Source organism: Rossellomorea marisflavi, assembly GCF_001274775.1.
In the GTDB taxonomy this organism is placed as follows: domain Bacteria; phylum Bacillota; class Bacilli; order Bacillales; family Bacillaceae_B; genus Rossellomorea; species Rossellomorea marisflavi.
Map to the genome: position 1 here is coordinate 248,641 of NZ_LGUE01000004.1, position 21,606 is coordinate 270,246.

25 protein-coding genes are annotated in these 21,606 nt (G+C 52.2%); 7 read left to right on the forward strand and 18 right to left on the reverse strand.

The window, feature by feature from the left end:
* Positions 1 to 144: 144 nt before the first annotated feature.
* The 13 genes from AF331_RS11170 to AF331_RS11235 form a co-directional block, all read right to left on the reverse strand.
* Positions 145 to 687 (reverse strand): DJ-1/PfpI family protein, encoded by a 543-nt coding sequence (locus AF331_RS11170; protein WP_053428200.1) that lies wholly within the window; start codon positions 685 to 687, stop codon positions 145 to 147.
* Positions 684 to 1,139 carry a GNAT family N-acetyltransferase gene (locus AF331_RS11175; RefSeq protein ID WP_235576371.1) on the reverse strand — a complete coding sequence of 152 codons (456 nt, stop codon included), beginning with the start codon at positions 1,137 to 1,139 and terminating at the stop codon, positions 684 to 686. Before AF331_RS11175 ends, AF331_RS11170 begins: the two co-directional genes overlap by 4 nt.
* Positions 1,140 to 1,236: 97 nt before the next feature.
* Positions 1,237 to 2,439, reverse strand: coding sequence for a Bcr/CflA family efflux MFS transporter (locus AF331_RS11180; RefSeq protein ID WP_053428201.1), 1,203 nt, complete (start codon positions 2,437 to 2,439; stop codon positions 1,237 to 1,239).
* 180 nt (positions 2,440 to 2,619) lie between these two features.
* Positions 2,620 to 3,537 (reverse strand): cupin domain-containing protein, encoded by a 918-nt coding sequence (locus AF331_RS11185; protein WP_235576372.1) that lies wholly within the window; start codon positions 3,535 to 3,537, stop codon positions 2,620 to 2,622.
* A 75-nt stretch (positions 3,538 to 3,612) separates the two neighbouring features.
* Positions 3,613 to 4,815, reverse strand: a complete 1,203-nt coding sequence (locus tag AF331_RS11190; protein ID WP_053428203.1) for a sensor histidine kinase — start codon at positions 4,813 to 4,815, stop codon at positions 3,613 to 3,615.
* 200 nt (positions 4,816 to 5,015) lie between these two features.
* Positions 5,016 to 6,800 (reverse strand): ABC transporter ATP-binding protein, encoded by a 1,785-nt coding sequence (locus AF331_RS11195; protein ID WP_053428204.1) that lies wholly within the window; start codon positions 6,798 to 6,800, stop codon positions 5,016 to 5,018.
* The gene (locus tag AF331_RS11200) at positions 6,797 to 8,536 is read right to left on the reverse strand and encodes an ABC transporter ATP-binding protein (protein ID WP_053428205.1); all 1,740 of its coding nucleotides are present in this window, start codon (positions 8,534 to 8,536) and stop codon (positions 6,797 to 6,799) included. The genes AF331_RS11195 and AF331_RS11200 overlap by 4 nt, the downstream gene beginning before the upstream one ends.
* 156 nt (positions 8,537 to 8,692) lie before the next feature.
* Positions 8,693 to 9,232, reverse strand: a complete 540-nt coding sequence (locus AF331_RS11210; protein WP_053428206.1) for a ferric reductase-like transmembrane domain-containing protein — start codon at positions 9,230 to 9,232, stop codon at positions 8,693 to 8,695.
* Positions 9,229 to 10,122 (reverse strand): FAD:protein FMN transferase, encoded by an 894-nt coding sequence (locus AF331_RS11215; protein ID WP_053428207.1) that lies wholly within the window; start codon positions 10,120 to 10,122, stop codon positions 9,229 to 9,231. The genes AF331_RS11210 and AF331_RS11215 overlap by 4 nt, the downstream gene beginning before the upstream one ends.
* The gene (locus AF331_RS11220) at positions 10,119 to 10,400 is read right to left on the reverse strand and encodes a hypothetical protein (RefSeq protein WP_048013605.1); all 282 of its coding nucleotides are present in this window, start codon (positions 10,398 to 10,400) and stop codon (positions 10,119 to 10,121) included. The genes AF331_RS11215 and AF331_RS11220 overlap by 4 nt, the downstream gene beginning before the upstream one ends.
* Before the next feature lie 71 nt (positions 10,401 to 10,471).
* The gene (locus tag AF331_RS11225; protein WP_053428208.1) at positions 10,472 to 11,116 is read right to left on the reverse strand and encodes a hypothetical protein; all 645 of its coding nucleotides are present in this window, start codon (positions 11,114 to 11,116) and stop codon (positions 10,472 to 10,474) included.
* Between the two features lie 125 nt (positions 11,117 to 11,241).
* Entirely contained in the window at positions 11,242 to 12,585 is a 1,344-nt protein-coding gene (locus AF331_RS11230; RefSeq protein ID WP_235576373.1) for a sensor histidine kinase, read from the reverse strand.
* A 31-nt stretch (positions 12,586 to 12,616) separates the two neighbouring features.
* The gene (locus AF331_RS11235; protein ID WP_053428210.1) at positions 12,617 to 13,279 is read right to left on the reverse strand and encodes a response regulator transcription factor; all 663 of its coding nucleotides are present in this window, start codon (positions 13,277 to 13,279) and stop codon (positions 12,617 to 12,619) included.
* Between the two features lie 123 nt (positions 13,280 to 13,402).
* Here AF331_RS11235 and AF331_RS11240 point away from each other — a divergent pair, with 123 nt between their 5' ends.
* Together AF331_RS11240 and AF331_RS11245 are read left to right on the forward strand one after the other, a co-directional pair.
* Entirely contained in the window at positions 13,403 to 13,615 is a 213-nt protein-coding gene (locus AF331_RS11240) for an ASCH domain-containing protein (RefSeq protein WP_053428211.1), read from the forward strand.
* Positions 13,578 to 13,817 (forward strand): hypothetical protein, encoded by a 240-nt coding sequence (locus AF331_RS11245; RefSeq protein WP_053428212.1) that lies wholly within the window; start codon positions 13,578 to 13,580, stop codon positions 13,815 to 13,817. The genes AF331_RS11240 and AF331_RS11245 overlap by 38 nt, the downstream gene beginning before the upstream one ends.
* Positions 13,818 to 13,821: 4 nt before the next feature.
* Here the strand turns inward: AF331_RS11245 and AF331_RS11250 are convergent, their stop codons facing one another.
* Positions 13,822 to 14,283, reverse strand: a complete 462-nt coding sequence (locus AF331_RS11250) for a GNAT family N-acetyltransferase (RefSeq protein ID WP_412177716.1) — start codon at positions 14,281 to 14,283, stop codon at positions 13,822 to 13,824.
* Between the two features lie 69 nt (positions 14,284 to 14,352).
* On the opposite strand from AF331_RS11250, the gene AF331_RS11255 reads away from it, so the two are divergent.
* Complete coding sequence (locus AF331_RS11255; RefSeq protein WP_053428213.1) at positions 14,353 to 15,351, forward strand: GTPase; 999 nt, start codon at positions 14,353 to 14,355, stop codon at positions 15,349 to 15,351.
* A gap of 114 nt (positions 15,352 to 15,465) precedes the next feature.
* Here AF331_RS11255 and AF331_RS11260 read toward each other — a convergent pair whose 3' ends face one another.
* From AF331_RS11260 to AF331_RS11275, 4 genes are all read right to left on the reverse strand, one after another.
* On the reverse strand, positions 15,466 to 16,560 hold the full coding sequence (locus AF331_RS11260) for an NADH:flavin oxidoreductase (RefSeq protein ID WP_053428214.1): 1,095 nt from the start codon (positions 16,558 to 16,560) through the stop codon (positions 15,466 to 15,468).
* 77 nt (positions 16,561 to 16,637) lie between these two features.
* Entirely contained in the window at positions 16,638 to 16,943 is a 306-nt protein-coding gene (locus tag AF331_RS11265; RefSeq protein WP_053428215.1) for a hypothetical protein, read from the reverse strand.
* Between the two features lie 84 nt (positions 16,944 to 17,027).
* Positions 17,028 to 18,335 carry a hemolysin family protein gene (locus AF331_RS11270; RefSeq protein WP_053428216.1) on the reverse strand — a complete coding sequence of 436 codons (1,308 nt, stop codon included), beginning with the start codon at positions 18,333 to 18,335 and terminating at the stop codon, positions 17,028 to 17,030.
* 296 nt (positions 18,336 to 18,631) lie between these two features.
* Positions 18,632 to 18,985 (reverse strand): winged helix-turn-helix transcriptional regulator, encoded by a 354-nt coding sequence (locus AF331_RS11275; RefSeq protein WP_053428217.1) that lies wholly within the window; start codon positions 18,983 to 18,985, stop codon positions 18,632 to 18,634.
* 156 nt (positions 18,986 to 19,141) lie between these two features.
* Between AF331_RS11275 and hxlA the strand changes: the two genes are divergently transcribed.
* The 4 genes from hxlA to AF331_RS11295 all read left to right on the forward strand — a co-directional run bounded on the left by hxlA (position 19,142) and on the right by AF331_RS11295 (position 21,589).
* A complete protein-coding gene (hxlA, locus tag AF331_RS11280) occupies positions 19,142 to 19,774 on the forward strand; it encodes a 3-hexulose-6-phosphate synthase (RefSeq protein ID WP_048013614.1) in 633 nt (210 codons plus the stop codon).
* A 4-nt stretch (positions 19,775 to 19,778) separates the two neighbouring features.
* Positions 19,779 to 20,336 carry a 6-phospho-3-hexuloisomerase gene (gene hxlB, locus AF331_RS11285; protein WP_048005198.1) on the forward strand — a complete coding sequence of 186 codons (558 nt, stop codon included), beginning with the start codon at positions 19,779 to 19,781 and terminating at the stop codon, positions 20,334 to 20,336.
* A gap of 96 nt (positions 20,337 to 20,432) precedes the next feature.
* Entirely contained in the window at positions 20,433 to 21,293 is an 861-nt protein-coding gene (locus AF331_RS11290; RefSeq protein WP_053428218.1) for an alpha/beta fold hydrolase, read from the forward strand.
* Complete coding sequence (locus tag AF331_RS11295) at positions 21,290 to 21,589, forward strand: hypothetical protein (protein ID WP_053428219.1); 300 nt, start codon at positions 21,290 to 21,292, stop codon at positions 21,587 to 21,589. The genes AF331_RS11290 and AF331_RS11295 overlap by 4 nt, the downstream gene beginning before the upstream one ends.
* The last annotated feature ends 17 nt before the right edge of the window (positions 21,590 to 21,606 follow it).

A 21,606-nucleotide genomic window follows, 5' to 3' on the forward strand; every position in this document is an offset into this window, starting at 1 on the left:
GGGTAAGCGCTTTCTCTTTTACCTGAAAAAAATCGACTTCCCTCTCGGATTCAAACTGATTATAAAGTAAGTAGACTGAAAATTCAATCTCACTAATATAAAACAGGTCCTACTTCCCATGATGGGGGTTGAGACCTGTCTCTTCTAGTCTTCCTTATACCAGCGGTCATCAAAGTTGACATTGAGGGCACGGCCAAACTCAGAACCGAAACGGATGAATCCACGGCCCCTTGCCGTAATGATTTTCCCATCCGTTACAACCAGCTCATCGCGGTAAAGGGAATGATCAAACACGCCTGCCTTCTGACGTTTTTCTTCTGTCATGCCAATCGTGTATCGTTTCCCTTCAAGGACCCCTGCCTTGGCTAGAAGGAATGGCGAGCTTGAGATGCTTGCGATGACCGCCCCTGAATCATGAAACTCTTTAATGAAACTGAAGATCGTTTCTTCCGCTTCTAACTGAAAAATGTCCATGCATCCGGTCAATAGAAGACTGTCGAATTCGGATTTCTTGGCCTCCATGATCGATTGTTCGGGCATCACCTTCAGCCCCGCCTCCCCCCTTACCGGATTTCCGTCACTGGTGAGAATCCTGACAGGCTTACCGCCCTGCATGAGAATGGAGAGGGCGACGCTCAATTCATATTCGCTGAATTGTGGATAGAGAAGAATGGCAGTTGACTTCATCGCCTTCTCTCCTTTTCAAAGAATACCAGACTCAGAATATCGTTGATTGTGAGCGTTCGGACCTTTTCATACCCTGATTTTTCATAAAACCTGATGGCGGGCAGATTCTTCTCTGCTGTCGCCACTTTGTAGAGAGAATGGGGATGTGACCGTTCCAATTCCTGCAGAAGCTTCCCGGCAATGCCTCTGCGGAAGTGTGCAGGATCTACGATGAGACGGTGGATGTCCACCTCGTTTCCTTCTTTTTTATAGGCAATCGCCCCGCATAGAACACCATCTTCAAACCAGCCCAGGAATGTTTCTCCGCATTGTTGCAGGTCTTCGGTGGTTTCTTTCAATGGCGGGATATCGTCCGTTCCAATCAGCCCTGCTTCTACCTTGTAAGAACGGAGCTGCATGGATAAGACGGTTTGTGCCTGGAGCGGATCGTTTATATCCATCGTTGCAATCATGATGAACCCTCCTTTTCCTTGCATCATATCACTGTCACCCCATCTTGAGAATATTTTTCCATTTTCTGATACAAAAAAAGAAGCACAAGGGAGCCCCTTATGCTTCTTGTACTTCTTTGGTGAACGTGAAGAATGCGATGGCCCCCAGGAGGGCGGTGGTGAACAGGATGGCTCCCATGGGAACCGGTGAAGCTTCGTTGATCCCGACAAGGGGAGAAACGATGGCGCCGACGACGAGGGGCAGCATCCCGAGGAGGGCACTTGCACTGCCTGCCCTGTGGCCCTGTTTTTCCATGGCCAGGGTGAAGGTACTCGTCAAGATCATTCCGATCGAGATCATATACAGGAAGATCGGGATGACGATGGTGGCCAGCGGTCCTTGGATGAAGGTGGCAATCAGCAGGATCGCCGTCGCACTGATGGAGACGATGACGGCTGTCTTCAATAGATTCCGTTCTCCGACATACTCACTGAAGCGCCCGATGATGAAGCTCCCTGAGATGATGGCCAGTCCGTTGATACCGAACAGGATGCTGAACGTCTGCTCCGATACTCCGTAGATCCCCTGATACACGAAAGGTGTTCCCGATACATAGGCAAAGCTTCCTCCGTGGATGAGTCCGATCGTCAGGACATATCCGATGAAGGAGCGGTCTACCATGAGGCTTCCCATCGTACGCATGGATGAGCCGAGCGTACTCGGAATCCGCTTCTCGGGCGGAAGGGTTTCCTTCAGCTTCAGGAAGATCATGAGGACGATGACGAATCCGATCAGGCACAGTGCATAGAAGATCGTATGCCAGCTGGCGAATGGCAGCAAGAGGATCGCTCCACCCGTAATCGGTGCGATCATCGGTGCCGTTGCATTGATGACCATGAGGAGCGCGAAGAATTTGGTCAGCTCACGCCCCGTGAAAACATCGCGCACGACGGCACGTGATAGCACGATTCCGGCAGAAGCCGTGAAGCCTTGGAGGAATCTTGCTCCGATGAGGACGGTGATGTTCGGTGCCAGGGCACAGAACAAGGAGGCCAGGGCAAAGAGGAAGATGGAGATGAGAAGCGGTTTCCTCCTCCCCTGCGCATCACTGATGGGACCGACGATGACCTGTCCGATGGCAAGACCGATGAGGCAGGCCGTCAGACTGAGCTGGACCATCGAGGCACTTGCTCCGAGGTCTTTGGCAATCCCGGGAAAACTGGGTAGATACATATCGATATTAAGAGGTCCCAGTATACCGAGCATACTGAGAAGGAACGCGAGGGCGATCCGCTCTTTTCCTTGTGGTTGTTGATTCATGGCTTGAACACCTTTCTACTGCGTTGAAATTCTTGTTGATTTTAGCAGAGCCCTCTCCCATTTACAATACATTTGTTTCAATTTCCGGAAGAGAGCGTTTTCAATTTTCTAGTCTGAAAGTATATGATTTCAACGGGGAATAGAATCAAAAAAAACAGCCCCCATTGGGAGCTGCCCTTCTTACCACCAGACCCCGTTGGAATATGGAAGTCTCGGCTGGTTTTCCGCCGCCTCGGCATCGGCTTTGGTTTTGTGCACCGTTCCCCTCGCATGGTGCGGAGGGGCATAGATGGAGTAGAGCTTGATCGGGGTGTTCCCCGTGTTGATCACATTATGCCACGTTCCTGCAGGCACCATGATCGCAGATGCATCCTTGACGGGCTGCTGGTAATAGAGATTCTCCGGACGGTCGCCCATCTGTACGATTCCCTGCCCTCCTTCAAGACGCAGGAATTGATCGGTGTCAGGATGGATCTCAAGACCGATATCCTCTCCCGGTTTGATGCTCATGAGGGTGACCTGAAGATGATTTCCCGTCCACAGGGCCGTGCGGAATGTATTGTTTTCTAGTGTCGCTTCCTCGATATTGACGGAGAATGGACTCGGGCCATAATCCTTGAGGACGACACGCTGATTCCGGCCTGCCCCGATGGCACAAAGGCGCTTCGCGTGCTCCCATCCGCCCTGATTGGCGTTCAGCAGTACGCCATATACCTGGGAATGCTGACCTGAAGCTCCCACTCTCGAAAACTCTTCATATCTGCTCAGTTCCCGGTCATAGGCAATCTGAAGTCCTTCCTCATATGAGCGGAATGGAATGGTTTCGATATGGCATACCGGCGCCGTCCCCGTCAGGGACATATACCAGTTCGTCAACTGCCAACACATCCTCTGCTCATTCTCCATCAGTTCTAGGAGGGTGTCCTGCGCCTCCCGGTCACCGGTTTCGTTCACCAATCGACTGTACAGATCCACGGAAGAAGCCTTATGGCTGATTCCTGCTGTTAAGTCTGCTATTTCATCATGTTGCACGGTTTCCCTCATCACTCCGGTCTCGACGGCCGGCTCCACATAGCAGTATGACTGATTAAAAGGCATGCATCTCAACATCACTCAATCCCTTCACATGAATATCCACGATATCATATGCTTCCAGGGCGGATGTGTGTATGCCTATTGCTGCACGAGCGGGAAACGCACGGTGACCGTCGTCCCTTCTCCTGGTTCGCTTTCAAAATGAATATGACCGTCGTAGCGCTCGACGATGTTGTAGCAGATCATGAGACCGAGCCCGGTCCCCTTGCTCTTCAATGAATAAAAAGGCGTCCCGAGATGATCCACCTGCTCCTGCGTCATCCCCCTGCCGCGGTCGGTCATCGTAATGAATACATCTTTTCCGATCCTTGCTGCTTTCACAGACACCGATTCCCCGGAATCAGACGCTTCGATGGCGTTCTTCAACAAGTTGACGAATAGCTGCTTCACTTCCATAGGATTGGCAGCGATCAGGCACTGTTCATCCACCTCAAGCTCGATGCTGTTATCATGAAGGATCCCGTACATGGACAGAAGCTCTGTCACGTCCCTCAGGATCTGTTCCATGTCGACACGATCCACTTCGTCCGTCTGCTCCGGTTTCGAGATGGAGAGGAACTGCGAAATGACATGCTCCGCCGTATCCAGTTCATTCAGCATGAGGCTGAAGTTTTGCTTATAGTCCTTCGGCAGATGCTCATCCTGTGAGTAATACTGCAGGAACCCTTTCACCACGGTCAGCGGATTCCGGATTTCATGGGCGACGGCTGCCGCAAGCTGGCCCGTCGTTTTCATCCGTTCAGCCTGCTGCACTTCTTCGTAATACATCCGCTGCTTCTTGATACGGCCATTCGTCAGGTAGAAAATGAAATAAAGGATGATCTGACTGGCTACGAAATTGACCAGATTGCCGGGAATATCCGAATAGAAAAAAGCGTAAGTCCTTCCTTTATCCACCCAGCCGATATACATGGCCATACACGCGACAAAGAATATGTTCAACGAAAGCGATGAATAGAAAAGCTTCTTATCGAAGAACAGGATGGAAAGCGCCGGGACGAAACAAAGAAGCACAAACGCCGACCACGTACCCGGATACATATAGAACAGCGCATAGAAATAAACCGATACCGTGAGTACCGTGATGGACCGAAGCCATCTCCGTTCATGAGTCGGATACAGGAGGAGGCAGACAGAGATGATTACCACCATGATCCCGTGCACCGCTATGCCTGACCCTGCGGGATTATCCACGATGACCCCGATGATCATGAGGATAATGGAGACAACCGCCACGGTATAATAATTCCTTTTATGAAATCGTTCGCGAAATTCTCTCATAACGTACTCCTAAATGAAAAATAAGAAAAGATACCTGCAGACGAGGTATCTTCTTCCGATTTTAACATTGTACCATTATATGGATTGGTTTTGTTCGATTTTTTCTCTGGAAGTTTTTCCACGGCTGGGAGCTCTTGCTTTCCCCCCTAGGAATCCTGAATTTGAAATTACCGGCCCGGACAATCCGGACCGGCACTCGGTTATATACCTCCGACGGTCGCACCGCCTATTTCCGCTTCGCGTCCGAACAGTCGGGCGTACACACCATCCCGGTGGAGGAGAAGGTCGCCATGCGTCCCTTCTTCCGCGATCCGGCCGTTTTCGAGGACAACGATCTTATCGGCAGCAAGGACGGTGGAAAGCCGGTGGGAGACGATGATGATCGTCTGGTTTTTACCGGCGCGGAGTACGGCTTCATTGATTTTTGTTTCCGTGATTGGATCAAGAGCCGAGCTCGCCTCATCAAGTACCATGATCGGTGCATCCTTCAAGATGGCGCGGGCCAGGGATAAGCGCTGCTTCTGGCCGCCCGACAGGAGACTTCCCCTCTCCCCGACGAGGGTGTCGAGTCCGTCGGGAAGCGTGGTGATCAGATCCCCCAGGCCACTTGCTTCAAGGGCTTCCATGAGCTCTTCATCCGTGGCGTCCCGCTTACCGATCCGCAGGTTTTCGGCAAGGGACCCGCTCCGCATCATCACGTCCTGGGTGACGATGGCCATCTGGGACCTGAGCCAGTCCGTGTCCCACTCCGTCACATCACGGCCGTCCACTTTGATGCTGCCTTTCCCTGCATCATAAAACTTGAACAGAAGATCGACGATGGTGGATTTCCCCGAACCACTAGGACCGACAAGGGCACAGGTCTCGCCCGGTCTGATTGTGAAGGAGACGCCTTTGAGCACATCTTCTTCCTTACCAGGATAGGTGAATGTCACATCTTCAACCTGGATATCCCCCATAGCACGCTTACCACGGATCCCTTTGCTGGATTCTGCATGGGATGCTTCTTCAGCAAGGAGGATCTCCGAACGGTCAAGGGCCGGACCCGTCCGTCTCACTGACAACCAGTTCCGCAGGAGGCGCTGCATTTCATTCGCCGCGATGGTGACAAGGCCGCCCGCTGTCAGCATCTGACCGCTCGTCAAGCCCTTATCCCAGATCAACAATGTGGAAATCAGGTAAACCAGGGCAAGAGCGAATCCATTGTAACTTGATACGACCACGACGGACTGCATGCGGGCCTTCAGCTCTTTGATGGAGTGCTTGACGAATGTATCCCTGATGGCGACAACGCTCTCCACTTCACTGTCGGATACCCCTGAGACCCGTGAAAGATGGATCCCCGTCACCGACTCGCGCAACCGTTCAAGGTAGCGTGACGCTTCTTTCCGTGCATCGGCTGATGCCGCACGGGTCCTCGCCCCGACCAGATTGGACGTCCAGTAGAAGAGGACGCCGAATACAACGCTCGCAATCATGAGGTACGGATGGATGAAGAACAGGACAATGCTGTAGATGAATACCCCTTGTGCACTTGCCATGAACGTGGAGCCTTCCCACGCGAGGAAGTTATGCAGGGTGTCCGGATCATCCGACACCCTTGCGAGCATTTCCCCGGTGGAATTATGATGATAAAACGAATACGGCAGGACCTGTAGATGCCTGAACAGCCGCAGCTTTTGCCAGTTCGTCACGGTCTTCGCGGTCTGATGGCAGAAATATTCATCGATGACCATCATGACGAGGTCGAGGACTGCCGAAAGGATCAACAGCCACATCAGGCCCCAGAGCAACTTGGAGTTCTCCCCTGGGAGGATCGTATCCACGAGCCAGCTCAAGGCCAATGTCGGGATCAGGGCTGAGAACACCTGAGAGATGGCGATGACCACGGAATCCGCGATCACCCATTTTTTATAGGGACGGAGGAAGGACAGGACCCTCCTGCCGTCACGGCTTTTCTTTGGTGAAACCGTACCGGCGCTCATCCGATCAGCTCCCTTTCCAGTTCGCTGTACTGAGCTTTGTACAGTTCATAGTATTTACCCCTCTGCATGAGGAGTTCTTCATGTGTTCCTTTTTCCGCGATGACCCCTTGATCGAGGAGGATGATGACATCCGCCTTCCGCACCGTGACGAGACGGTGGGCGATCGTAATGGTCGTCCGTCCAGGGATCAGTTCTTCAAGGGAAGCCTGGACCCGTTCTTCGGTCTCGCCGTCCAATGAAGATGTGGCTTCATCAAAGATCAGGACGGGTGGCTGCCTCAGGATGGCACGGGCCATGGCGACGCGCTGGCGCTGCCCGCCTGAGAGCTTCAATCCACGCTCCCCGACGATGGTGTCATACTGCTCATCGAGGGACTCGATCAATTCCTTGAGTCCCGCGGCATCCACCGCCTGCTCGAGTTCCTCCTGCGTGGCGTCGGGCTTACCGTACAGCAGGTTCTGACGCAAGGTGCTGTTAAGCAGGAATGTTTCCTGAGATACGACCCCGACCTGCTGGCGGAAGCTGTTGCGATTGTACTCATATAAATTCTTGCCGTCGATCTCGACAGAGCCTTGATCCGGCTCATACAGACCGAGGAGGAGCTGGACAAGGGTACTCTTCCCTCCCCCGCTCGTGCCTACGATCCCGATATGGCTTCCGGGATTCAAGGAAACCGATACGCCCTTCAGCACCTGCTTGTCACTGCCAGGATACGAGAACCATAGATTCGTAAGATCAATTTTCCCAACGACGTCCCCGAAGGCAGGAAGGTTCTCATCATGTTCTTCCGGCAGATCGAAATATTCATAGATCCGCTGAAGTGCCGGGATGGCCTGCTGGATCGTCAGGGCATGCTCCGCCATGGAACGCACGGGCTGGAACATGATGGGGATGAACGTCAGGCAGGCGACAAGGGTCCCGACCGTGATGCTTCCCTTCCAGATGGCGAGGCCGCCGACCAGCATGACGACACCCGGTGCCGCGATATTGAACAGATTTCCGAGACGCCAGTTCACCTTTCCGATCAGGGCCGCACGGATGGAGAACGTCTTCCAATCGGAGAGCTTCTTCTCCTGCGCCCCCGTTTCCTGATCCTGCGTCTGATACGTCCGGACGAGCCGGACGCTTTCGATGCTTTCCTGCAGGTGATTATACATGTCAGCGCTCATATCGCGCTGAATGGCACTCATCTTCCTCATCTTCGTCCCAAGAGTGAAGGACGGGATGATGTAGATGGCGAACACACAGAACATGACAATCGCCGCCGGCCAGAAGAGCACGAAGACGGCCGAGAATGCCGCCACCGCTCCGACCACCTGCTGGAGAATCCGCGGAACAACCGTGTTATTCAGGTTCTGGATCGACTCGACATCATGGGTGAGCCTGAAGAGCATATCTCCCCTCGGGGTTCTCGAGAAGAATGACATCGGCGCGCGGTGCAGCTTCCGGAAGGCCCGGATCTGCATGTCGGTGATCACATCGAGGCCGATCTTCACCTGGACGAACTCCTGCATCGTCTCGAATAGGGATTTCCCAAGGTAGGCACCGAGGACCCCGCCCGCCACCCATAGAAGGAGGGTAAGATCGCCGCCCACGATCACGTCATCCACAAGCTTCTTCACAAGAACGGGCGGTGCGATGGTAAAAAGACCACCGATAATAGAAAAGATAAGAGCAATCAAAAGCATGCGCCAATAAGGCTTAAAATGATTCACTGTCGTGCGTACTAGATTCATGGTGCTTCCTCCTCACAAAATACTATTTTATTACAATCGATGGGAATATTCACTATAAACTGAATCTTTTTATGATTAAAAATCATTCGAAGCGTTTTCATGAGGAGAGGAATGGTGGAGGATAATAGGAAAGGCAGGACCATGTCCTGCCTTTGATCAGTGGGAGGAACGTGCATCCACAGGTTTATTCTGCTTCCTTCGCCCTACAGTCATGTAGATCGTAGCAAACAGGACGAGAAGGAACGTGGATCCGTACATGGCTAGCGCCCATTCTTCCCTGCCTTCCGTCCCTATGAATAATCCATGGGCCCAGATCAACAGCCAGGACGGAAATGCAAGGTAATGGGCTTTCTTCCACGCTGCACGTCCGATCGTTTTCATGAAGTCGGACGTTACGATGACGATGAGCAGCAGATATAACCCGATTGTCCCAAACCCGCTCAGCACCGGCTCAAATGAAGAGGCAAACGGGATAAGGAGCCCTGTGAGGCTATACGGTTCATACGAATCGAAAAGCAGGAGGAATCCGTGTAGTCCACCGAGAAGGAGGGCGATCTGTCCGATCTGCTGATGGAATTGAAGCAGGAAGAATTTCTTCTTCGGCACTCCCCTCAGGATCCCGCCGAGCACCGACAGGGTCAGGAGAAGATAGGAAGTGAGTCCGAGGACCCTGATGCCGAACCAGATCCAATTCATCCCGCCACCTCCATTGCGCTGTAAAGGCCTTTATTTCCCCCGGCCGCCACGCGATCATCGTTCAGATAGACAAAGTAGGCGGCATCCGGGAATTTGGCTGCCTCCCGTTTCGCCTCTTCATAAGGAAGGATGCAGAAAAGCTTGGCGACCACCTCCGCCTCCATGGCAGAAGATGCGATCACGGTCGATTGCACGACGTCACTCGTGGCCACTTCGCCGGTCCGACCGTTCAGGATGTGGTGATAATCCTCTCCCTCATGGTTCCAGCGCCGATGATGGATGCCTGACGTTGCCATCGCCAGGTCTTCGATCACAAGCTTGATCATGTCTTTTCCCGGAAGCTTCGGGTGAGCGATGCCCACTCGCTGGCGACCGATGGCTACGAGATCGCCTCCCGCATTGACCAATGCCTCCGTGACTCCCTCACGAGTGAGCATCTCCCGTGCACGGTCTGCGATATATCCTTTCCCGAATCCACCAAAGTCGAAGTGAAAGTCTTCGAGCTTCATGATCCATTCCTTCGAAAGCCATTCCATCGGCTCATAAGTGAAGCCTCTTGTTGGTTCTCCGGACACTTCAGGTGCGTACGACTCATGGAACGATGCTGTGTATCCGATCGCCTTCATTGATCGTCCCATGAACGGATTCACCATGTATCTGACCTTTCTTGTAAGGATGAGGGATTTCTCGAGAAGGTCCGCTATGGTTGCATCGAGAAATACTGGAACGTGTGCTGGTAGTTGGTTGAGCTCATCTACAGGATTCCCGGGTATGAAACGGCTGGCCCTCTCTTCGAATCCCTTGAACATGGCCTGAAGCTTTCTTTCCTGCTCAAGGGAGAGGCCGTTTGACATGATGGTTGCGTTCATGGCTGCGAATGTATGGGTCATCGCTTCGACACCCCCGAGCTGCCATGATCCTGACTGAATCCTTCGGACGGGGCCTGGAAGAATGCATCATCTTCGTCGTCATCATGGTCAAAGTTGAACTCTCCCCCATCTTCCCTTTCCTGGATCATCGACTGATCCCCGCTTCTTCCACCGTCATCAAATGACCCTTCCGCCGATGCACCGTTCACCTCTTGTGTGTGATCCGCGACAAGACCGCCGAACGTCAAAAGTGACAGGGTCACCGTTGATATCACTGTCCATTTCACCTTTTTGGTCATCCTTCATTCTCCTTTATCATTGATTAAGGATACTGTACGACGGAATGGTGAAAATTGAGTGAAAAGGCGGTTCAGATTGTTGAAGTCATCAAGACGCCGACGGGATCTGTCCCCGCGAGCGGTTCACGCTGCCGAACCTCCACCGACTCAAGGGACGATTCCTGTCCACGTGAAAGCTGGAGCTCCCAATCGGCTGTACGAATCAGGCAGGTTTCCCCCTTGTCCTCTGCTTCCGCTCCCAGAAGCTCTGCCAATGCCGAAAGCCTGCCTGGGCGGTCGATGTTCAGCTCAAGCCTTGCGAGTGAAGGGAATGCTTCCGACCGTACGGCTTCTTTTCTCCGCTGAAGCTCCACCCTGAATCTCCACGGGGTGGAAATGAAGGTCCTTCGTTCCCCTTCGTCCACCCTCCATCCGAGGAGAGACGCATTTTTCAGCACTTCGTCATGCTCCAGATCGTCCATAAGGAATCCTATATGATCGAACCGGTCCCGCTTTCCCTGACCGAATGTGATGTTCACCTGCCCCTGCACCATTTCAATAATGCGGAATTGGACCTCTTCTTGCCTGAAATCTTCCCATTCGAGGGGCGGATTGAATTCCCGCATCTCCCCGTTTGCCCTTCCGATGCGCTGCCGCGTTTCAAACCCGATCCCTCGGTACCACGCTTCCATTTCTTCTACTTTATCCGTCCACCAATGATAATGAAAACATTTCATCTTTTTCATCTCCTCTACTACTATCAGCATATCGTTCTCTCACGCGACCTGCTTCGGCAAAGGGGTGGAAGAACCTCTACGACTTTAGGAGGAAAAAACAAAAAGCCCCTCATCAATAGGAGCTTTCAGTAGAAAAATGACATTGGACGTTCCGGCGGAAGTGGGATCACCACGCGGAATTCCGAACCTCCACCACTTTCACTTTGGACGGAAATCACACCTTCATGTCCCTCGACAATCCATTTGGCAATGGACAACCCGAGGCCATGACCGCCTTCTTTCCGTGTTCTTGCTTTATCCACACGATAAAACCGGTCAAAGATGCGCAGCTGGTCTTCTTTCCCAATGCCGATTCCCGTATCTTGTACGGAAAGGATGAATGTCCTGCCAGAAGCGTTTTGGTCGATCCTGCAGGAGAGGGTGACGCTTCCGCCTGAGGGCGTATACTTGATGCTGTTGTCCAAAAGGATATACAGAAGCTGTATCAGCTTGTCTCGATCCCCATGGATAGGGAGTTCTCTTGACGATTCAAGGCTGAGCGTAATTGATTTGTCCCGGGCCAGACGGTCGAAGGTTTGAAGGATCTTCTCTGCATCGGGTGCGAAGTCGAACTCTTCCTTTTTCAAGACCAGTCGGGCTTTTCCTTCATCATCTGAGCGTGCGAGGGTGAGAAGGTCGCCGATGAGGCGGTTCATCCTTTTCACCTCGGCTTTCAGTCCCTTGACCATTTTCCTTGTGAAGGGATCAGATTCTTCGTCCCCCATCTCGAGTGCTTCCACAGAGGACAGGATGACGCTCAAGGGCGTCCGGAGTTCGTGGGATGCATCCGCTACAAATTCCTGCTGTCGCCGGTAGGACTGCTGGATCGGGACGAGGGCGCGCTTCGACATGAGGTGACTGAGCCAGACACCCAGGCTGATGAAGAGGACGGCAAGGGCACCAAAGACGAACAAGATCCATTTGAATAGACGGTAAAAGGAGGATATATCGAGGCCGATATACATCCTTCCCACCACCTCCCCTTGAGACGTGATGGGCTGGGACAGCATAAGGACCCTGAGATCGAAATCTTCATACCCTTCATTCTCCGTCACATCGATGGAGTCTTGCCGGATCTGGCGTTCATCCGGTTTCCAGTTGGACAGTTTATCGAGGAAGGTATCCCTGAGATCCGGATAGATTTCATTCGTTTGCAAGGGCTCCCCGTCACTGTCCAGGATATAATAGAACACCTGATTTTCGCTGAGGACGGAAGGTCGCTCCTCCCCCCTAGGTTCTCCGCGCCTGTGGGCACCTGCTTCCTGCAGTTCCTTGATCTCATGTTCCGCCAGGCCCTTGAGTTCCCGTTCCTGGTCGTAAAGCACGGTCTTATAAACGATGATCAAGGCCAACAGGATGAAGACCACTAGAAAGGCTGTGATGATGACGCTATTGAACAGGGTGAGCTGCATCCGGGTTCTCGTGAACAAATCCCTTGATTCCCCCAGAGAAAAAATCGATTTACGTTTCAATCCTGTACCCCACTCCCCTGACGGTTTCGATCAGGCCTTCCCCGATCTTCTTCCTTAATAATTTGACGGTGGCATCCACGGTCTTGTGTGAAACGTCGGAATCGATTCCCCATATCCGGTCGAGGAGAAGGTCCCGCGAGAGCGTGTGATTCTGATTGCGGACCAGCATGTCGAGGAGCTGGAATTCACGGGGAGTAAGGTAGATTTCCTCCCCGTTCCGCATGAGGCTGTGGCTCGTCCGGTTCAATGTGAATCCCCTGATGCCGATGGTTTCTGATTGAAGCGGGGCCAGATTCCGTCTGGACAGGGCTTTGAGCCTGGCATGAAGCTCTGCAATCTCAAAGGGTTTCACGAGATAATCGTCTGCACCCGCTTCGAATCCTTCTACACAATCCTCCACGCCGTCACGGGCCGTGAGCATGAGGATCGCACCTCCATAACCACCGGACCTGAGGCGACGGCAGATCTCGACGCCATTCCCTCCAGGCATCATCCAGTCCATGATGATCACATCATAATAGGAGGCAAGGGCATAGTCATGGGCCTCTTCCCCGCTGACCACCCAATCAATGCGCTCGATCCCCTTTTTCTTCAATAAATGGACGATCAGCTCACCGAGTGTTTCATCGTCTTCTGCCAGTAAAATATGCATACCTGCCACCCCTTTGACCTTTTTTATCCAATGTAGCAAACATAAATGAAAATTTGGTGAAAATGCAGGGATTTCTTCCTGTTATAATCAAAGCAAACTGCTTATCAAAAAGGAGGCATCCCAATGGAGAAAGGTATGTTCATCAGCATCCACCCAGAGTACTGCACCCTGTTATCCGAAGGCAAGAAGGTGCATGAATTCCGGAGCGTGAAACCGAAGCGGCAGACGGATTTCCTGTGGATCTATGAATCGGCTCCATCATCTGCCCTCACCTACATAGCCAGGACCACTACACCCGTTGAATTCCCGGATCAAGTGGAGGCTGGGGGATGGTGATGCGCGGTTCAACGAAGGTGGCACCAAGTACCGGTTCGCCTTCCCCATCCTAGAGCTATGGCGTCTGGAGGAACCGCTCCCTTTCGCCTATCTGAAGGAGCACTTCGGATTCCACGCTCCCCAGAGCTATGCCTATCTCGATCGCTACCCGGCCCTCGTCGATCTGGTACGCAGGGAATCAATCCTTGTGAAGATACGATGAGGCATCAGCGTCGCCATTCGTATAGAAGGTCAGGCAGCTGCTCTTCATTCTCATGCCCCCGGCCGATGATGCGGAAGCCGTGCTTTTCATAAAATCGCCTGGCTCCCTCATTCACTTCGAAGGTATAAAGGGTCAGGATGCCGGATGAGGCTTCCTTGGCACGTGTCAGGAGTGCCGTCCCGACGCCATTCCCGTGATGGTCGTTATGGATATAAAGCTGACTGATCTCAGTCCTATTGTAGGCGATGATCCCGATCACCGATTCGTTTGAAAGGGCGATTTCTACATCATGGGTTGCGGGCAGGATTTCATTCAGGAAATAGAGGTGCTCCTCGAAGGAATGGATGTCCTTTTGGCCGATGGCTGCTTCCTTGCTTTCCCTCCACATCTTGACGGTTTCCGGACCGAATCCATGTTGATAAGGGATGATCTTCATGACTGTTCCCCTTCTTCCTTTTTCCATCATTATACTACGTGGATAGAGGTCCGCGCTTCCGGCTTTCTCCACATTCTGCTACTATTAGGATAAGGAGTGATGAACGTGTTTTCTTTTCATGATAAAGAATTCGAACAGGCCTACGACCAAGAAGTGAATGAAATCAACGCTCAGCTCGATAAGGAAATCGTCTTCGCCATGATCGGGGATGTGAACGCCGGCAAATCGTCGACGATCAACATGCTCATGGGCGATGAAGTCGCCAAGGTCGGCGCACAGCCCGGGGAGACTTCCCTCATCGAGAAGTACGCCTATACCGATAAGATCATCTTTGCCGATACACCCGGACTTGATGACATCAATCAGAAAAATTCCGCCGAAACGATGAAGTTCTATAAGGAAGCCGATGTGATCCTCTTCTTCCTGAATGCGGCCGGAACCGTGTTCTCTGAAGGAGAGCGGAAGACATTCGAAGAGGTCCGCAAGATGAACCGGAACATCATCTTCGTGTTGAACAAGATCGATGCGGCAGAAGATATTCCCGGATTGGTGAAGTACATCCAGGATCATACGAATTACCGCTACAAAGTGACGCCGATCTCTTCCAAGACAGGCGAGAATATGGAGATGCTCCGTGGTGCGATCCTCGACATCCTCAAGGAGAAAAAAAAAGATATCCTTTTCGCTAAACACCTGAAGGAAAAATCATCGACGGCGAATAAATGGATCATCGCAGCAGCAGGATCCTCCACGGCCATCGGTGCTTCTCCGATCCCAGGCTCCGACATGGTGCCCCTGACCGCCATCCAGGTCGGCATGATGGTCAAGCTCGCCACCCTTTACGATAAGCCCCTGACAAAGGACCGGGCGAAGGAGCTCACCATCGCCACCCTCACCGGCAACGTCGGAAAAACCCTGTTCCGCCAGATCGTCAAACTCGTCCCGGGAGCAGGAATGGCCGCAGGCGCAAGCATCGCAGGCGGCATGACCCTCGCCCTCGGGTACGCCATCAAATACGCGTACGAGAACGATATCGACCTGAATCCGAAAAGTTTGAGCAAATTGTATGAGATGTTTTCGAAGAAAAAAGAAGTGTAAAGCAAAAAGAAGCACGGGCCACGGCCCGTGCTTCTTTTCCGTTTCTATTGTATGGAGTTGGACGGTGCACAAGAAATGACGCATGAGAACAGTCCCCATGCGTCATTTTGGCACTCAATATAATGTTTGAAGCGATTCTTTGCTGAATGCGCGGATTTCGTCAGTGCGTCCTTCTTTGATTTTCTTGACCCATTCGGGGTCCTGGAGGACGGCGCGCCCGATGGCGATGAGGTCGAATTCGTCGTCTCCGAGGCGTTCGGTGAGCTCATGGATATCGGTGGCTTCCGCTTCTGAGAATCTGGTGAATTCACCGTTCAGTCCGACGGATCCTACGGAGATGACGGGTTTTCCGGTGAGCTTCTTCGTCCAGCCCGCGAGATTCAGCGGCGATCCGTCGAATTCAGGTTCCCAGAAACGGCGCGTCGAGCAGTGGAAGATGTCCACTCCCGCTTCGACAAGAGGGGTCAGGAATTGCTCAAGCTCTTCTGGTGTCCTGGCGAGCTTCGCACCATAGTCGGTCATCTTCCACTGTGAAAAACGGAAGATGATCGGGAAGTCCGGTCCGACTTCACGCCTGCATGCCTCGATGACTTCGACTGCAAATTGCGTGCGTCCTACAAGATTGCCGCCATAGCGGTCGGTCCGCTTATTCGTTTTCTCCCAAAAGAATTGATCGATGAGGTATCCGTGGGCACCGTGTAACTCGATGCCGTCGAATCCGATCCGTTTTGCATCGGCTGCCGCCTGGGCATAGGCTGCGACGAGCTGTTCCACTTCTTCCGTCGTCGGCGGCTCAGTCACCTGTTCCCCGGTAAGGGTCAAGCCTGACGGTCCAACGGGCAGTGCTTCGGCGTTCGGAAGCTCGCCCTTCTTGCGGGTCATCCCTACATGCCATAGCTGGGGAACGATTTTCCCTCCTGCTTCGTGGACGGCCTCGACCACTTCTGCCCAGCCTTCAAGGGCCTTTTCCCCGTGGAATAACGGGATGCTGTCACCAGATACGGATGCCGGATGGTTGATGCCGGTACCTTCCGTGACGATCAGGCCAACTTCATTTTCTGCGCGTCTGCGGTAATAATCGACGACGGGCTGCCCCGGTACGCCCCCTGGTGAAAACCCGCGCGTCATCGGTGCCATCACCGTACGATTCGGCAGGGATAGGGCTCCATATTTGAAAGGTTGAAATAACGGATTCACAGATTGACTCATGAAAGAATTCCTCCTTATGATGATCTATACATCATTATTCCAAATCGGAATGGAGAAAGAAAGCAATCTGTTTCCCATTAGCCCATCCACATGAGTAAGACAAAACCCGACCAAACTGAAACGGCTCCTCCGATGATGATTGAAACCGTCATCCAGATGGAGAACCTTTTTTCTTCCATACTCCCTTTCCACCGCATCACGATCAATCTGATCACGGAGAACGCAAATAGCCCGATGCTGAGGATCGTCAGAATCATCAAATAGTGAATAGGATCCAACAATCCGGAAGCAGCGTGAAGCCCATAGGCAAGGTCTTGGGCTGTGATTCCGATATACGTCGCCGTCACCAGCAGGATGAAACTCCACCAATTCCCCTTTTTCATTTGTTGACCCCCACTCTTTTTCTATATATTACCACGAAAAGGCCACCGGGGAGAATTCTCTCCGGTGGCCTTACAAGGTTCCCATTATGAAACGAGGGACTCGGGCTTTTTCACTTCCAGATACTGAATGTGATACCCATCCTTTTTGTGCACTTTGAAAACGTACCCGTGAGACTCGAGCTCTGCTTCGCTTTCGATGGTGTTCGAGAGGAACCAGCCTCCGATCGTATCAACGTCTTCATTTTCCATTTCGATTCCGAGCACTTCATTGGCTTCTTCGATCAGGAGCTTCGCATCGATGATGAAATGGTGGTCTTTGAGCTTCCTGACCGGCGCCACTTCATCCTGGTCGAACTCATCGCGGATCTCTCCGACGATTTCCTCGAGGATATCTTCGAAGCTCACGATGCCTGAGGTGCCGCCATACTCATCGACCAGGATGGCGATGTGGGTGCGGAGCTTCTGCATCTTGAGAAGCACATCGTGGATAGGTGCCGTTTCCACCACTCGGATAATGGGGTTGATATGGGCTTTGAGGGAGAAATCTCCCCCCGTCCTCTTGCCCTGCCTCAACCGTTCAGTGAGGAGCTCCTTGACGTTGATGAAACCGACGACGTGGTCTTTATCCCCATCGATCACCGGGTATCGCGTGAATCTCTCGGATTTGATCAGATCCATGATTTCATCAAATCCCTGGTCGACGGAGACGGTTACCATCTCTGTTCTCGGGACCATGATCTCCTTCGCCAGTCGTTCGTCGAAGGTGAAGATATTATTCATGTAGGTCAGTTCGTTCTGATTGATTTCCCCGCTCTCATAGCTTTCAGACATGAGGATCCTGAGCTCTTCCTCGGAGTGGGCCGCATCGTGCTCGGAGGCGGGCTTCATGCCGAATGCCCGTACAAGGAGACGTGCCGATCCGTTGAGGAACCAGATGAACGGGAATAGGATGCGGTAGAACAGGATGATGGGACCGGCAGTCAGGAGCGTGATCGTCTCTGCCTTCTGGATCGCCAGCGTTTTCGGAGCAAGCTCCCCGATGACGACGTGCATGAAGGTTGCAATCATGAAGGCGATGGCAATGACAAGGACGCTTGAAAGGGACTCGCCGACATTCAGGAAATCGAAGATCGGCTCGAGGATGACGGCGAAAGTGGACTCGCCCACCCATCCGATCCCGAGGGCGGTCACCGTGATGCCCAGCTGACAGGCTGACAGATACTCATCCAGATGACTGACGACCTTCTTGGCCGAAGCCGCTCCCCTTTTCCCTTCGAATACGAGTTGATCAATCTTGGTGGACCGCACCTTCACCATGGCAAATTCCGTTGCGACAAAAAAAGCGGTGAGGGCGATCAAAATGGCAAAAATCGTTAAGTTTATGGCTGTCAATACATCGTCTTACCCGAAGGAAGACTTCCACCTCCAAAAGAATAGTTCAAGCTACATGGTCCTCCATGGACCAAACGATAACGTGATAGTTACTAGAATTATACAGGAGAACCATCCTGTCACCGGTGGATAATATGACAATTGTGTGGAGAATGGGCTGCTTCACCGGTAGTTCCTGGTTGTGTTTATACGATTTACCAGTTGAATGATAGCGGATCCAATCCCTCCCCGCATAACAAGACCGAATCCGGACGAGCTCTGTCCTCATACGGATTCAGTCATGATTGATACATGATTTAAGCTTCTATTTTGCTTGGTTCCTTCAGCGTCGTCATATACGTTTTTCCCCATTCGTACATGGATTCGAGTATAGGCATGAGTGTTTGACCTTGTGAGGTGAGGGAATACTCAACTTTGGGAGGGACAACGGGATAGACCTCACGGTGGACGATTTGGTCTTCTTCAAGCTCCCTGAGCTGGTTGACGAGCATGCGCTGGGTGATTCCGGGCATGAGGGCTTTGAGCTCGCCGAATCGTTTGGTCCCTTCTTTTCCAAGATGCCAAAGGATGAGCATCTTCCATTTACCGCCGATGACGGAGAGGGTCAGTTCTTTTTCACATTGGAATGTTTTCTCTTCTAAGCGTGACATATGGCCACCTCCTGAGTGGATTCTATCCCTTAGTATACTTTTTGACACTATGTAAGTAAAATGTGCGTACTTACATGGATTCACCTCATGCGTTATAGTGAAATGGCTGAAGGGGTGACCCGCGCAGCACAAATTTTCTCAAGGAGTGAAGGATCTATGAAATTACAACTTGCACTGGACTTAGTCAACATTCCCGAGGCGAAGGAAGTCGTCAAGGAAGTAGAAGAATACATCGACATCGTGGAAATCGGAACTCCTGTCGTGATCAATGAAGGACTGAAGGCTGTCAAGGAAATCAAGGAAGCATTCCCTTCCCTGTCTGTTCTTGCCGACCTTAAAATCATGGATGCAGCAGGCTATGAAGTGATGAAAGCTTCAGAAGCAGGCGCAGATATCGTGACGATCCTCGGAGTGGCTGAAGATGCCTCCATCCAAGGTGCCGTCGAAGAAGCGAAGAAACAAGGCAAAGAACTCCTCGTCGATATGATCGGAGTGAAAGATATAGAAAAACGCGCGAAGGAACTGGATCAGTTCGGAGCAGATTACATCTGTGTCCACACTGGATATGACCTTCAGGCAGAAGGCAAGAACTCATTCGAAGACCTTCATACCATCAAGAGCGTCGTGAAAAACGCCAAAACGGCCATTGCAGGCGGAATCAAGCTTGAAACCCTACCGGAAGTGATCAAGGAAAATCCTGATCTCATCATCGTAGGCGGCGGCATCACATCCCAGGATGATAAAGCAGCGACTGCAGCGAAAATCCGCGAGCTCATTAACCAAGGGTAATCCCATGCAGACGACAGGCTATATGAACGAAATCCTGAAGGAGCTGTCAAAGGCTCCGGACTTGATCGGGGACCGGTCGGCGGAACAGCTGACCAACCGCATCATGGAAGCCGGTAAGATCTTCACGGCCGGCGCCGGACGTTCCGGACTGATGGCCAAGTCCTTCACGATGCGCATGATGCATATGGGACTCGATGCATATGTGGTCGGGGAAACGGTCACGCCGAACCTTGAAGAAGGGGACCTCCTCATCATCAGCACCGGTTCAGGGGAGACGAAAAGCCTTGTACCCATGGCAGAGAAAGCGAAGGAGCTCGGTGCGACCGTGGCGGCCGTCACGATCAAACCCGACTCCACCATTGGAAAACTGGCCGATATCGTCGTGGAGCTTCCCGGTTCACCGAAGCATGAATCAGGCGAAGAGCGTGCCACCATCCAACCGATGGGCTCCCTCTTCGAACAGACGCTCCTCCTGTTCTACGATGCGGTCATCCTCCGCTATATGGATAAAAAAGGACTCACATCCGATACGATGTTCGGCAGGCATGCCAATCTGGAATAGGAACACAGAAACGCCCGCGAATCTTTCGCGGGCGTTTTGTATTGCAGGAAATCCCCTCCTCACTGCCGTATATAAAAGGGAAAGGACGTGAAACGGATGACATGGAAACAGGAACTACTGAATACGAAGCGGGGATGCTTTGAAGTCTTTCGTAAAGGAAGAGGTGAACCTTTATGCGTGACTCATCACTACTCGGCATTCAATGCTTCAGGAGACCATTTTGCCGACGCCTTCACCGAAACACATGAGGTGTTCCTTGTGAATATGCGGGAAGCGGGACACTCGGAGCGTGCACATGAACCGTACCAACTTGGTTTTCTCGAAACGGTATTCGACCTCGAAGCAGTGAGGGAGGCCCTTGGCTTTGACTCATGGACGTTCGCCGGCCATTCCACCGGCGGGATGATCGGGACCGTGTACGGCATTTATTTTTCCCAAAGTCTGAATTCCCTTGTGATCGTCGGTTCGGCAGCAAGGGAGTTCATGTCAGGATCACCACAGTGCATCTACCATGAGGAACACCCTGACTACGTGCGGATGCAGGAGCTGAACATCACTTTGAAAGGATCCAGCCTTCCGGAAGACGAGAGAAAAGCACTGACCCGTGAGCGGATTTCGTTTTCTTTATACAAGCCGGAGCGGTTTCCATCACTCTTCCCTCCCCATGTAACGAAGCGGATCAGCGCCACGCGCATGGACTTCTTCAATCGGGAGATCCAGCTTTTCGACGTGACCCGGAAGCTGCACCTCATTGATACGCCAACCTTGATTGTCTGCGGCCGTCATGATGTCCAGTGCCCTCTTCTTTACTCGGAGGAAATGCGGGAAGGCATTCCGGGCGCAGAGCTCGTGGTGTTCGATGAGAGCAATCATTATCCGTTCCTCGAGGAGAAGGAACGCTTTCGGACGGTGAGTGAACGCTTTTTCGGAAAGGTTCAAAGAGTGAGTGAAGCATGATGCTCACTACCGGCACCTTTATACTCACAGCCCTGATCAGCTGCTGTCTGTCGAGCGTGATTTCGCTCCCTTTTTATATCAGGACCGGACGGAAGTGGTTCGCACTCTTCATCGCTTTTGCACTGCATGCGCTTATTATGGCAAGTGTGATCCTTATCCTTCATTCCGACTCCTCCAAACAGATCGAGAGGTTTCTTGACACGGCATTTTTTCTCGCCTTCCTCCCCTTTGCCCTCACCTACGTCAATTACGTGTTGATTGAAAGAGCAGGCAAGAAGACCGTCCCTTCTTCATAATTAGTAAAACAGCCCCC